The sequence below is a fragment of the Vibrio campbellii CAIM 519 = NBRC 15631 = ATCC 25920 genome, assembly GCF_002163755.1.
Taxonomy (GTDB): Bacteria; Pseudomonadota; Gammaproteobacteria; order Enterobacterales; family Vibrionaceae; genus Vibrio; species Vibrio campbellii.
On sequence record NZ_CP015864.1, the window covers coordinates 1,778,046 to 1,791,019 of the forward strand.

11 protein-coding genes and 1 pseudogene are annotated in these 12,974 nt (G+C 44.6%); 10 read left to right on the forward strand and 2 right to left on the reverse strand.

Annotation, left to right across the window (positions count from 1 at the left end; genetic code table 11):
* Nucleotides 1-223: 223 nt before the first annotated feature.
* A pseudogene (locus tag A8140_RS24270) lies at nucleotides 224-455 on the reverse strand (fructose-6-phosphate aldolase); the annotation flags it as partial.
* Nucleotides 456-846: 391 nt separating this feature from the next.
* Between A8140_RS24270 and A8140_RS24275 the strand changes: the two are divergent.
* The 8 genes from A8140_RS24275 to A8140_RS24310 all read left to right on the forward strand — a co-directional run bounded on the left by A8140_RS24275 (nucleotide 847) and on the right by A8140_RS24310 (nucleotide 10,243).
* A complete protein-coding gene (locus A8140_RS24275) occupies nucleotides 847-3,045 on the forward strand; it encodes an alpha/beta fold hydrolase (protein WP_038862778.1) in 2,199 nt (732 codons plus the stop codon).
* Nucleotides 3,042-4,088: a phosphoheptose isomerase family protein gene (locus tag A8140_RS24280; protein WP_005529570.1), complete on the forward strand. Its 1,047-nt coding sequence runs from the start codon at nucleotides 3,042-3,044 to the stop codon at nucleotides 4,086-4,088. Before A8140_RS24275 ends, A8140_RS24280 begins: the two co-directional genes overlap by 4 nt.
* A 134-nt stretch (nucleotides 4,089-4,222) precedes the next feature.
* Complete coding sequence (locus tag A8140_RS24285) at nucleotides 4,223-5,023, forward strand: PhzF family phenazine biosynthesis protein (protein ID WP_005529572.1); 801 nt, start codon at nucleotides 4,223-4,225, stop codon at nucleotides 5,021-5,023.
* 4 nt (nucleotides 5,024-5,027) lie between these two features.
* Complete coding sequence (locus tag A8140_RS24290; protein WP_005529575.1) at nucleotides 5,028-5,447, forward strand: VOC family protein; 420 nt, start codon at nucleotides 5,028-5,030, stop codon at nucleotides 5,445-5,447.
* Nucleotides 5,448-5,684: 237 nt separating this feature from the next.
* Nucleotides 5,685-7,358 (forward strand): LruC domain-containing protein, encoded by a 1,674-nt coding sequence (locus A8140_RS24295; RefSeq protein ID WP_005529578.1) that lies wholly within the window; start codon nucleotides 5,685-5,687, stop codon nucleotides 7,356-7,358.
* A 13-nt stretch (nucleotides 7,359-7,371) separates the two neighbouring features.
* Entirely contained in the window at nucleotides 7,372-7,830 is a 459-nt protein-coding gene (locus A8140_RS24300; RefSeq protein WP_005529579.1) for a hypothetical protein, read from the forward strand.
* A 206-nt stretch (nucleotides 7,831-8,036) separates the two neighbouring features.
* Nucleotides 8,037-9,641, forward strand: a complete 1,605-nt coding sequence (locus tag A8140_RS24305) for an ABC-F family ATPase (protein WP_080619501.1) — start codon at nucleotides 8,037-8,039, stop codon at nucleotides 9,639-9,641.
* Between the two features lie 170 nt (nucleotides 9,642-9,811).
* The gene (locus A8140_RS24310) at nucleotides 9,812-10,243 is read left to right on the forward strand and encodes a VF530 family protein (protein ID WP_005436283.1); all 432 of its coding nucleotides are present in this window, start codon (nucleotides 9,812-9,814) and stop codon (nucleotides 10,241-10,243) included.
* Between the two features lie 115 nt (nucleotides 10,244-10,358).
* On the opposite strand, the gene A8140_RS24315 is transcribed toward A8140_RS24310, so the two are convergent.
* On the reverse strand, nucleotides 10,359-11,309 hold the full coding sequence (locus A8140_RS24315) for a LysR family transcriptional regulator (RefSeq protein ID WP_005529584.1): 951 nt from the start codon (nucleotides 11,307-11,309) through the stop codon (nucleotides 10,359-10,361).
* A 149-nt stretch (nucleotides 11,310-11,458) separates the two neighbouring features.
* Here A8140_RS24315 and A8140_RS24320 point away from each other — a divergent pair, with 149 nt between their 5' ends.
* The gene (locus tag A8140_RS24320; protein WP_005529586.1) at nucleotides 11,459-11,998 is read left to right on the forward strand and encodes an NADPH-dependent FMN reductase; all 540 of its coding nucleotides are present in this window, start codon (nucleotides 11,459-11,461) and stop codon (nucleotides 11,996-11,998) included.
* A gap of 63 nt (nucleotides 11,999-12,061) precedes the next feature.
* Nucleotides 12,062-12,946: a glutathione S-transferase C-terminal domain-containing protein gene (locus tag A8140_RS24325; protein ID WP_005529588.1), complete on the forward strand. Its 885-nt coding sequence runs from the start codon at nucleotides 12,062-12,064 to the stop codon at nucleotides 12,944-12,946.
* Nucleotides 12,947-12,974 lie beyond the last annotated feature (28 nt).

A 12,974-nucleotide genomic window follows, 5' to 3' on the forward strand; every position in this document is an offset into this window, starting at 1 on the left:
AATTACTTTGCCAAGCCGACTCCGCTATTCCAAACGAGGTATTCGTAAGAGGTTCAAAATCAGTTTACTCAAGCGCGTGTACCTTTGGTCACTGACCAATAGAGAGCTGCTATAGCGCTACTTCTTTATCTGAAACACAAAAGGGAATCTTAAACTCACCGGCGCACAGGGTGAGTGAAGATTCCCTTTATTATTCATTGAGACGTCTAGCTGCTACTTTTAATTAGCTTTCAAATGAAAGTTTCTCGCCAAACGTCTCTTTCCAGTCTTTATCGAACTGTGCAAACGCCGGTTTTACTGCTGGGTGAGCGAACATTTGTGCCGCCACATCGGTTGGTAATGTAATGGCTTCGATGCCCAGTTTCATCACCTCCATCGCTTGTTGAGTGTTCTTGAGGCTGGGCTGCCAAAATCTTCGCTGGTAGTTGGTTTTGATCGAGCAACAATTCAAGATCGTTGTTATGGTTTGTTTACTGATGAGCAGCAAGAAATCTTAGCCAGCACCATCATTAAAGTCGAAGGCAACATGACTTCGGGTGATGCACAAGACGACATCATCGCTCGAACCGGGCACGAGCTGTAAGTACACTCACTAAGTAAAACAAAAAGCACCGATTGGTGCCTTTTTCATGTGTCCTGTAAATGTGAATGAGTCGAGACATATGGCGCTTGATTGAGGCCGCTATCCATATCCCCCCCATACTCGTCGAATAATAATTTGTTGAATTGCATTCTTTCTATTTATATTTGAGATCGCTCAACTAACTGTTAAATAACAAATTGTAATGATATTTAAGCCTGTTAGTATTCGTTGATTATGCATTTTGTGTTATATGGAGATTTGCAATGGCTATTTATAAATGGGCGGCTCTTTGCTCATTGTTATTGGTTTCTGGTTGCGGTGGAGATGACTCCTCATCCAGTGCGTCGAATTCAACAACGTCAACAACCTACAATGACTACTCCATTACAGCAATTGATGGTTATTTAGTTGATGCGACCGCTTGGTTGGATAAGGAGGGAGTAGGACCGACTCAAAGATCATCTCTTGCTGCCGTAACAAGATCAAAAGGAGTCGCAACATTTAAGGTTCCGGATGATATTAATCCTGAGGACTACACCGTTTTTGTCCATGCAAGTTCAGGAAAAACCTTTGACGAAGGTTTGAATCGCTATGTGACAAATGATTTTCTTATGGCAGCTCCAGCAGGAACAAATGTCGTCACACCGTTTTCTACTTTTGTTTATTTCAAAGTTCAGTCAGGTTTGACAACGGAACAGGCAATAAAGCAATTAGCGGCAGAGCTTCAAGTTAAGCCTGAGCATTTGCTGTCAGATTTCGTGAAGAACAATGATGAGCGAATGATTTCTATCGCAGAAGATTTAGTTCGATTAAATCTACTGCCAGATAGCGATGCGAGTTTTGAACAAGTTCTCGATAACTCAACAGAGACATATGAAAGTCTAAGTCATTACGCTCAGATTCAATCCGATCCAAATGATTTCTTGCATGTCGTGAGAAACTCAAAAAATGAGATGGAAGTCGATACCGACCAAGATGGCACCGCTGATAGCGATGACCTTGATATCGACGGCGATGGTATCTTAAACGACGAAGATTCCTACCCGTATGAATTCGATGATCACACAGCCAGTCGTCCTACAACATTGTCGCTATCTGCGCCTTTAAGTGAAGATATTAACTCAGGGCAGTGGCATTACTTTAAGGTAGAAACTCCGGAAGACATTTTACTCAATATCAGTTTGAAAGGATTATCAGGTGACGCCGACCTTTACGTGAAACAAGGCTCTCTTCCAACTAAGTTTGATTATGACTGTCGGTCAAACAACAGTTACAAGCTTGATGAAAAATGTCTGCAAAGACTTAAAACAGGTCAGGTTCATTTCATCGCAGTGTCTGCCGAAGAAGATACGAGTTACCAAATATTGGCGAGACTAGATGAAATAATCGTCAACAAAGTCACTCTTTTATTGCATGGCCTAGCATCAAGTTCAGAAACATGGCAACCGTTGATCAATGACGATAGTTTTTATTCTGGAGCCTGTCAGGTACTCGATTTGGATAGCGAACTCGTCTCGCTTCCAGATGTTAATATGCGTGGGGAGTACTGTTTTAGTTTAGATTTCGGTGGATATGACAGAGATACAATACTCAGCTCTAAAGGACTCGATGGGAAAACTTGTGTTTCTGCTCTGGGGTGCAATGGAGACTACTCTAGCTTTGAGTTGCTAGGCAAAGAAGTAGAAACGATCATTGGTAAAATTGTAGATGAACTTGGAATCGATACGGAGATAGTGCTGATTGGTCATAGCCGAGGTGGCTTAGCTGCTAGAGCTTACCTACAAAATACCGCCTTACTTAATAGAAATCATGTAAAAGCAATGATGACAACAGGTACGCCTCATCAAGGTTCACCGCTTGGACGTTTTTATAAATATATGGATGAGAATTGTACGCCAAAGAGCAGTTTTAGGCAGGACAATAGTGTTTGTGAAGACAGCTGGGAAGTGATTGAATTATTGGCTGGTGAAAGAACATTTTGGGGTTTACCAATTGGTCAATACGTTATGGACTTGATGGCTCCTAGTGTTGATTTTCTATCACCTGAGTCTGAATCAGTTATCGCGTTGAATAGAGATGTACTGGCGTTAGAAAAAACAGTGTTATCTCAACTAAGTTACAGCGGAACTGAATTTGGTATTTTGGATACAGATGTTGAAGTTGTTGGTATTTATGATTTGTACGACTATGGATCATGGTTTAATGGCGACCACCCACATCCTAGTACGCTTAGGTATATAGAAAATGGCGCAACGAGAGCAAGTTTGGTTGGCGATGGTATCGTACCCGTCAATAGCCAAAAGTTAAGCCAGGTTCTTACTCCATATGGTAGAAATGTTGATTTCTCTTTAACGAATGATGGTCATAATATCGTCCATATCGATCAGACTAAGCAAGTTACAGATTTATTTGAGATGTACCAGCAAGTATCAGAATCCATAGGTTGGGGAGACAAAATGTGACGCGAAAACAAAAACTAGCCATTCTTGTTAGCAGCTTTTCGCTACTCGCTTATTTTGGGTATACCAAACTTGGCTTGCGTGAGTCTGTTAGTTCTGAACTGGTGGGGGACGAGAGTAGTAAAGCTATTGCTCATGAGCAGACTAGACAAGGTGGTAAAGCATCAAATATTGAAGATGCATATACCAACCGGGATGGAGAGATGATCGTGCAGGACAGTCGGCAGACAAGCACTAGCATTTCGACTTTTGGTGTTTGGCAAGAATTGGTGAATTCCATAAAGATAGCAAGGGTCGATTCAGCAAAAGAAAAACAATTGATTCTTATGTTGAAGGAGAAAGCAGCCCCTGATGTTTATGATGAAATTAGAAAGCTATTGCAGCTAGGCCCTAATGATGCGTCTGATCGGACGCAGGAGTACTTATTGAGCCTTTTGGCGGCTATTAACACCCCAGAATCTGTTGCCGTACTTCTAGACGCGTTGCAAACGCTTTCTAACTCGAGCTCAGATACGGTATACGTAGCGAAGAAGTCCATACAAAAGATATCTAAAGATGCCAATCACACCAGTTTATTGAAGGATAGCTTTGTAGAGTTAGAAGAAGATAATCTTTATATCGGTGATGTTGCTCAAGGGATTGCGAAGAATGCTTCGGCGCGTGATTTGGAGTTCTTAATTGATATGGCCAAAACTGATGGCAGCAAATCCAAGGTGGCTTTATCTAGTTTGCAATACTTAAATAATGAACGTTTGGTTCCGAACTTGCAGCAAGTGATTGATAGTAATGCAGCTGAGAGCCAATTAGTGGCAGCATCTTTAAATTCCCTTGCTAATATGGGGCAATATGAAGCTGGTGTCGCGTTGATTAAATGGAGCGCTAGTCAGGATGCTTCAGATTTGGCGTACGTTCGGCAAATTATCTCCCAAGCAGAATCTAGAAGTCCTTCAATGTCTAGAGCTATCGAAAAGACATTACATAAACAAGCGTTTGTTAGCCAAGAAGTAAAGGAAATGATTGAGCTAATATACAACCAATCCAAATAGAGACTAAAAGGCATCATGAAAGGTGCCTTTTGTTTGTGTTTTGCAAGAACAATCAGGGCATGCATTGTCGCTTTACCATGAAACCGATAAGCTGTTTGGCATCTTGCCAAAATAGCAGTATTAGGAAACGCATCATGGATCTCGATATCTACCAAGTGGACTCTTTCACCACCGAACCTTTCAAAGGAAACCCTGCTGGAGTCTGCCTTTCACAAGAACCGTTACCAGAAGCATTGATGTTCTCTATCGCTGAAGAAATGGCGGTATCAGAAACCGCTTTTCTCTGTTTGAAAGACATGCGACTGCGTTGGTTCACACCTAAAGTAGAAGTGGCGCTATGTGGTCATGGCACATTAGCTACAGCGCAAATCTTAAAAGAACAAGGATTAGCGAAGGTTGGCGATACCATTGCCTTTCAAACTCTCTCTGGTGAGCTTCATGCAAAAGTAAACGAGTCGACAATTGAGCTCGATTTTCCTTCGACTCAGCTTGAAATGGATGTTGAACAAGACGCTACATTGCTAGCGGCGCTTGGATTCAAAGCGGAGCAAGTGGTTTCTTACGCTCAGTTTGACAGCAAAGGCTTTATTGAAGTCGACAGTGAACAAACCGTGTTGGAGCTCGAGCCTAACTTTGATGCATTAAAGAACATTCAAGGGCGCGGCGTGGTGGTCACTGCTCAATCGAACTCCCCAGACCTCGACTTTATCTCGCGCTATTTCGCTCCTTGGGTAGGCGTGAACGAAGATCCTGTTACAGGCTCAGCCCATTGCGCACTGACTCAGTTTTGGGCGCAGAAGCTCGGTCAAAATCAGTTTAGAGCTTATCAAGCCTCAGCGCGTGGCGGCCACTTACAAACCGAGTTGTTAGAAAACGGACGCATTAAACTGATTGGCTCCGCAAAGACGGTAATCAGCGGAAAACTCAAGGTATAACGCGATGAAACAATCCATTATCCATATTGCTTTGGTCGTAAAAGACTACGATGAAGCGATTGATTTCTATGTGAATAAGCTGAAGTTTGAGCTGGTGGAAGATACTTACCAACCAGAGCAAGACAAGCGTTGGGTTGTGGTTTCTCCACCGGGTTCTAATGGTGTGACATTATTGCTAGCCAAAGCGTCTAAGCCAGAGCAGCATGACTTCATCGGTAATCAAACCGGTGGACGTGTGTTCCTATTTTTGAATACCGATGACTTCTGGCGTGACTACAATCGAATGGTAGAGCAGGGTATTAAGTTTGTTCGCCCGCCAGCGGAGCAAGACTACGGCACAGTCGCCGTATTTGAAGATCTCTATGGCAACCTGTGGGATTTGCTAGAAATGAGTCCAAGCCACCCAATGACTGCGCGTTCATAGATTCATACTAATTGATATTAACAGCGTCTTTCGGGGCGCTTTTTTGTTTCATGTGGTCCACCTTTCGCATTTCTTTCTTTTCTTCCCATTTGGCCTCACTTTGCCTATCAGCTTAATTCTCAAAATGAGAATGACATTAAAGCAAATATAAATTCATGTTTTATAAAGAAGTTATTTCGGCATCATATTTGCCTTATCTCTCTACGACCATCGATTCAGTTGATGAGGGGGAATAACATGAAAGCGGGGAAACTGATTGCGCTGACCAGTTGCTGCGTGTCAATGTTTGGATACGCACTCACTACCAGTGATTTATCGTTCGAATCAGGTAGCGACAACTCAAATTACACCATTAAAGGCAAGCCTTTAGAGACTGTATCCATTGCGGACTCTTTACCTCACGATACGCTCTCAAATGTCTACTCGATGCTTCCAGAAGGCACTTACGTTAACAGTGCGTTTATTGCACCAGAGCGTTATTCAAACATCGATATCGATGACGAACTTGATGGTGCTGAATACGCAACTGCGTCTGTAACATTCCTGAACGAAGGGGCTGGATATCGAAATACCCTCGGATATTTTGTTTATGACACAGCCAACCCCCCAGCGACCAAGGATGATATTGCTGCTCACATAGTGATTTTCCCTAACACCTCCAAAGCTCCTGATGGTGATATGCAAGAAGGGGACACGATCAATCTGGATGTACAACTCACTTCGGGCCAAACGCTAGCGTTCTTCTTGATTCCAAATGGTTGGCATGTAGGTACTTATAACAACATTCATTACCTAGGTCCTTGGAATACCCCTTTTTACAGTTTATCCAGTCTAAACCCAGAAGCGACTGCCGATTACCGTAGGCACAATGTGGCATTCCTAGACACTGAGAATGAATTCCTAGTCTTGGGGTTTGAGGACATTAAACGCCCTAGTGGAGACAACGATTTTAATGACCTAATTTTTACTGTTGAAGTGACACCTTTCACGGCAGTTGATGGTGTGAACACCGATGGCACCACTGACTCGAAATACGAAGTTCTTGTTCAAGAAAATGATCCTGACGTGACTGTGACCTCGGTTTATCCAAGTTCCAACACTTACGCAACGATGGCGTTCGAAGATCGCTGGCCGTTAATGGGTGACTACGACTTTAACGATGTGGTGTGGCGCTATCGTGTGACCGAACTTTTGAATGGTCAACGTGAATTAAAGACCATTACCGTCGATTACACCCTACAAGCAATGGGGGCGGGTTATTCCAATGGTTTTGCCGTGAAGCTGCCTAATGTGGATTCATCCAACGTGGCATCGGTAACGGTGTCCAAAAATGGGCAAGCAGTGGAGCATACGGTGCTTCAATCTGGCAGCGAAACCGTGTTGGTGGTATCGGAGGATTTAAGAGCTGAACTGGATGCGCTTGGTGTTCTGACTTCAGGTTGTACTTATTACCGTACTCAGAGCAATTGCTTGAATCAGCAAGCTACCGACATCCTCAGCTACCAGATGGTCGTCGAACTGACCACGCCAGTCGCACGAGATCAAATCGGTTACCCGCCATATGACTCATTTATCTTTGCGGCAGAAGGTACCTACCACGGGGACTTTGTTTCGACTTTCCCTGGCATTACATGGCAAACCCACTTTAAGACATTCTCAGGCACTGGGGACATGAATAACGCATTGTTCAACCTGCATGATGACGACACAGGCGGCTCGGAATATTTCCTAACCAGCAACAACATGCCTTGGGCAATCAACATTCGTGATGAATGGGATCACCCAACCGAGAAAACAGACATCAGCCATGCCTACACAGGATTCCCAGCATGGGTAACCAGCAGTGGCGAAACGGACACCAGTTGGTACAACGCACCAGCGAGTGGCAAAGTTATCTCAGCAACGGAATAGCAAGGAGCATCCCATGAATATCTTTACAAGGCTGCCAACCATTATTTTTGTTTCATTGCTTGCCGTTGCCTGTGGAGGTGGTGACGGAGGCGGTGGAGGTTCTTCAACTCCACCTCCTGAGGCGTCGGATGATCCTATTAAAGGAACCCAAGACATTGTGGCACAACGTGACTTTTCCTTTGATGTTGGCGAGACCATTACCTTGTCTATGAACTACCAAGGGGCTTCTGATGGTGCATTGCATCTTTACACCAGAGAGGCGTTTATGGCTGAAAACGGTGATGTGATTGCAGACCCAACGTCACGCATCACCACCATTTATCCAACCCGAACCAATCAGGTTGAGTTAGAGGTGAATGGCAATTGGACCAAGTTGTACGCACAATGGGTACCAATGAATGCCGGTGAACCTGAGAAGAACTGGGTGATTTCGTTGAACCAATCCAACAACAATTACCATCTCGATTTTTAATCCAAGATGTCGTTAATAAGCAAAGCGTGGTTAAAGCCACGCTTTATTTTTGATAAAAATCCTTCGCAACATTAGCGTGATCTATATCACCTATTGAACGAATCAGATAGAATGGCGGCCACTTTCAATATGCCCTTGTCTCACCGTATCTCGAAAGTGAATTAACAACTTGTTATTTAAAAGAAATTTCCTTCGAGGACGCCGCTATCATTAGTACAAACAATATCACCATGCAATTTGGTGCCGAGCCACTGTTCGAAAATATCTCTGCTAAATTTGGCAACGGCAACCGTTATGGTCTGATTGGCGCAAACGGCTGTGGTAAGTCGACATTTATGAAAATCCTGAGTGGAGCACTAGCGCCAAGCTCAGGCAATGTGTCTATTACTCCGGGGCTGAAGCTGGGCGTATTGAGCCAAGATCAGTTTGCGTTCGAGCAATACAGCGTAATTGACGCTGTGATCATGGGCGATCGCAAGCTTTGGGAAGTGAAGCAGGAACGTGACCGCATCTATTCATTACCTGAAATGAGCGAAGAAGACGGCATGAAAGTCGCAGAGCTGGAAAGCGAGTTCGCAGAAATGGACGGCTACACAGCAGAAAGCCGTGCTGGCGATATTTTGCTGCAAGCGGGTATTGAAGAAGAGCTGCATTTTGGTTTGATGCAACAAGTTGCTCCGGGCTGGAAGCTGCGTGTGCTTTTGGCGCAAGCTCTGTTTGCTAACCCAGATATTTTGCTGCTCGACGAACCAACCAACAACTTGGATATTCACACCATCAACTGGCTAGCGGAAGAGTTGAACCAACGTAAGTGTACGATGATCATCATCTCGCACGACCGTCACTTCTTAAACTCTGTGTGTACTCACATGGCAGATATCGATTACGGCGAACTGCGTATTTACCCTGGCAACTATGAATACTTCCTTGAAGCATCTGGTCTTCGTCGTGAGCAGTTATTGGCTTCTAACGCGAAGAAAACCGCTGAAATCAATGAACTTCAGGAATTCGTAAACCGTTTTGGTGCGAATGCATCGAAAGCGAAACAAGCCAGCTCTCGCGCGAAGAAGATGGAAAAAATCCAACTCGATGAAGTGAAAGCAAGTAGCCGTGTTAGCCCATCGATTGATTTCGGTGAGGGTAAAAAACTGCATCGCTTAGCGTTGGAACTGCAAGACCTTGGTCACTCGTTTGGTGATGAATTGTTGTTTGAAAAAGGCAATTTGTTACTTGAAGCGGGCACTCGCCTTGCGATCATTGGTGAAAACGGTGTGGGTAAAACGACCTTGCTGCGTTGTCTAGTGAACGAACTCGAGCAAACTCAAGGCGTAGTAAAATGGTCTGAAAACGCTTCGATTGGTTACTGCCCACAGGACAGCAGTGCAGATTTTGATAATGATCTGACCATCTTTGAGTGGATCTCGCAGTGGCGTACCGTGAAGCACAATGACCTAATGGTGCGAGGCATTCTAGGTCGCTTGCTTTTTACTGCTGACGATGCCAACAAAAAGGCGAAAAACTGCTCGGGTGGTGAGAAGAACCGCCTGCTGTTTGGTAAGCTAATGATGCAAGACATCAACGTGCTGATCATGGATGAGCCAACCAACCACATGGATATGGAAGCTATCGAAGCACTTAACAGCGCATTAAAAGACTTCACTGGTACTTTGATCTTCGTTAGTCATGACCGTGAGTTCGTATCGTCTTTGGCGACGTCGATCATTGATATGAAAGACAAACAGTTAGTGAGTTTCCAAGGTACGTTCGAAGAGTACATGGCACATCAGCAAAAAATGTTGAGTGCCGCGTAACCAACGTAGCTAAGCCATATAATTGTGATCAAGCCAAGAAGGTATACCTGTTAAACAGAACTTTGATGGCTTGTTCACTATGATGAATTAATCTAAACCTAATAGAGGTAAGGTAGTGAGTACCATGCTCGCTACCCATAATTAAGGAGCCGTTCATGAGCCATGAATTTATGACCGACGAAGAACGTATTGAACTGCAGAAGAACAACCCGCTACACGGTCTTAAATTAGAAGACATGTTGCAGCAGCTTGTTGACCATTACGGTTGGGAAATCCTCGACACAGCAATGCGTATGAACTGTTTCAACACCAAGCCAAGCATCGCAAGCAGTGTTAAATACCTGAAGAAAACTGAATGGGCTCGTGAGCGTGTAGAAAACTTCTACCTATACCGTTACAAGCGCATGCCAAAGGCGTCTGAATACGAGTACAATCTGCCACCACGTGCACGTACTTTCCGTCATGGATTGGAGCCGCGTGAACCAATGGAACTGACGGTTGAGTCAATCCTGGCTTCACAAGCGAAGGCAGCATCTGCCCACAAAGAGCGTTCAGCAAAGCAACGCTCAGATCGTGCTCGTTTTAACAACCGCCGTCGATAAACTTTCATTTTCTTGTTCTTGTAGGCTTGATGTCTAAGAGAAGAATGATTTTGATTAAAAGCCAAACTACCCAGTTTGGCTTTTTTATTGTCTTTTCTTTGGCTAAACCTCGCTATCAAGACCCTAGCTTAATAATCGAAGAGTACATCTGTTGCGGGTCTGACTGACGGCTGAATCGCGCTGGGAAGCTCTCTACGACATAATCAATAAAGGCTCGTAACTTTTGCGATTGCTCTTTGTGGTAAGGGTAAACGATATACAGCGCGTGCTTTTCCATCTGCCACTCAGGGGTAATCTCAACCAATTCACCTGAAGCTAATTGAGGTTCAACAAAGAAGTCTGGCAACAACGCAACCCCATGTCCGGCACATGCCGCTTGGGTGAGTGCCAAACCGCTATTGACGGTGTAAACACTCGCAGGCAGATCAACTTCCAGTACCTCACTGCCATTTTGAAATGTCCAGCGGCGAGATGTTGAAGAGAGGCTATAGCTAAGTAGGCGATGGTTTATAACGTCACGTGGAGATTGAAACGGCTGCGATTCTTTAAGGTATTGAGGTGAAGCGCAAAGTACACGGCGGATATCCAATAGTTTGCGCGAGCGTAGGCTAGAGTTACCCAATTCACCTCCGCCACGAATGGCAATATCGACACCTTGCTCAATTAGATCAATATGTTCATCACTCATCACCACTTCGATGGACAGTTCTGGATGTAGCTTCATAAACTCACAGATGATGGGGTTTAGCTCAATCAATCCTAATGACATCGGCATGCTGATTTTTAGCGTGCCCTTTAAGGTGTGGGAAGACTCAATCACTGAGCGGTCTGCATTGTTGAGAGCATCGAGAACCTGGCACACTTGCTGATAATAGAGCTGACCATTATCGGTAATGTGCAAGTTACGCGTCGTGCGGTTAATCAAAGGGCTTTTCAAATAGCTCTCTAACTCATTGATGTTCTTACTTATTGCGGCTTTTGAGAGGTTTAAATCTTCTGCAGCCGCGACGAAGCTACCTAGCTCCACCACTCGACGAAATACGGTTAATGCTCTGATCTTATCCACGCATTAGTTTCCTCATGTTTTTATTGTTCACTAATGGTGAACTATATAGCCACTATTATAGTGTTTATTCACTGGTGGGAGTTAATTAATATCACCTCATTCACTGAGTGCCCGACATAAGTAGGGGCAAACGTAATTAGGATTCCACTATGAAAAAGATCGTCGCATTTACTGGTAGCAACAACAGCCAATCAATCCACAGCCTTTTAGTTCAAGCGTTGGCAAACCAAGCTAAACAAACAGAAGTAAACACCATTGACCTAAATGACTTTGAATTGCCAATGTACGGCTTGGACGTTGAAGGTCAGGGCATCCCAGAAAACGCACACAAACTGCGTGCAACGTTAAACGAATACGATGCGATCATCATTGCATCACCAGAGCACAACGGCTCAATGCCAGCATTCCTGAAAAATGCGATTGATTGGCTATCGCGTGTTGCACCCCAAGGCACGTCTTTCTTTGGTGACACCAAGAAACCGGTTCTGCTAGTGAGCACATCTCCAGGTGCAAACGGCGGCGCAACTAACATCAAAACCATGGCTGAGTTGATGCCTTGGTGGGGTGGCGATGTAAAAGGCACATACAGCCTAGGCGGCTTCTACGACAAATTCCAAGGTGGCGAATTTGATGTTGCGACCTTAGCGGAACTGAGTGAGCTAATGGTGTCTTTCGAGAAGTCTGTTTAAGTTATCTATACTCGCATGAGTAGTGATTCATCAGGGTAGCTAATCAAGAAAGGTAGGTAAGATATGGCGGTATTAGAACAAGGCGTTTGGTATCCAAACAAAGACGCAAGTGAGCTGACAGCAGAAGATCAATTCGCGTTACCAAGTCAGATCGAAGCAGGTCGCTATCACTTGTACATGTCGTTGGCTTGTCCATTTGCCCATCGCCCTTACTTAGTGATCAAGTACCTTGGTTTGGATGAGGTCATTTCCATCTCTTCCGTTGCTGCAAAGCTTTACAGCAATGGTTGGGAGTTTGATAGTGCACATCCTGATCCTCTGTACCGCGCGGATAATCTAGCGGCGTTGTATGCGAAAGCGAAAAGCGACTACACCGGACGCGTAACCGTCCCTTTACTGTGGGATAAGCAAAACCATGCGATTGTGGGTAATGATTCAGCCGCAATGGCAATGGACCTCGCTACGCGTTGGCTGCCTTTGGCAAAACATCCGGTGGAGCTGGTACCAGCCGCATTGCGTGAAGAGCTCGAAAGCCTAAATCGATGGCTTCACAGCAATGTGAATGGCAAGGTATATCAAGTCGGCTTTGCAACCACGCAAGCGCAATATGACCAAGCGAGTGAAACCTTGTTTGATGCGCTAGAGCAGCTGGATAAGCGTTTGGGGCAGTCGCGCTACTTGCATGGTGAAGACGTTACCCTATCAGACTTGTTCTTGCTGCCAACATTAGTGCGCTTCGAGGCGGTGTATGAAGTGCACTTCAAAGCCAACAAAAAGCCCCTAAAGGCGCACCAAAACTTGTATCGTTACATGCTGGATTTGGTTGTCGATGAACGCATTCGCAGCACAATCGATATTGATTACATGAAGCAGCATTACTTCTTCTCGCACAAGCACATCAACCCAAATGGGATTGTGCCCGCAGGACCTGAGATTGAGTGGATCTAATTCGAATCTAATAAAGAAAGCCGGAGAT

Bases quoted from the DNA above. Each gene is read 5' to 3' on its own strand.
- A8140_RS24310 (WP_005436283.1), top strand. From the start codon at position 9,812: ATGACCGACGAAGAACGTATTGAACTGCAGAAGAACAACCCGCTACAC.
- A8140_RS24325 (WP_005529588.1), top strand. From the start codon at position 12,062: ATGGCGGTATTAGAACAAGGCGTTTGGTATCCAAACAAAGACGCAAGT.
- A8140_RS24285 (WP_005529572.1), top strand. From the start codon at position 4,223: ATGGATCTCGATATCTACCAAGTGGACTCTTTCACCACCGAACCTTTC.
- A8140_RS24295 (WP_005529578.1), top strand. From the start codon at position 5,685: ATGAAAGCGGGGAAACTGATTGCGCTGACCAGTTGCTGCGTGTCAATG.
- A8140_RS24320 (WP_005529586.1), top strand. From the start codon at position 11,459: ATGAAAAAGATCGTCGCATTTACTGGTAGCAACAACAGCCAATCAATC.
- A8140_RS24300 (WP_005529579.1), top strand. From the start codon at position 7,372: ATGAATATCTTTACAAGGCTGCCAACCATTATTTTTGTTTCATTGCTT.
- A8140_RS24275 (WP_038862778.1), top strand. From the start codon at position 847: ATGGCTATTTATAAATGGGCGGCTCTTTGCTCATTGTTATTGGTTTCT.
- A8140_RS24290 (WP_005529575.1), top strand. From the start codon at position 5,028: ATGAAACAATCCATTATCCATATTGCTTTGGTCGTAAAAGACTACGAT.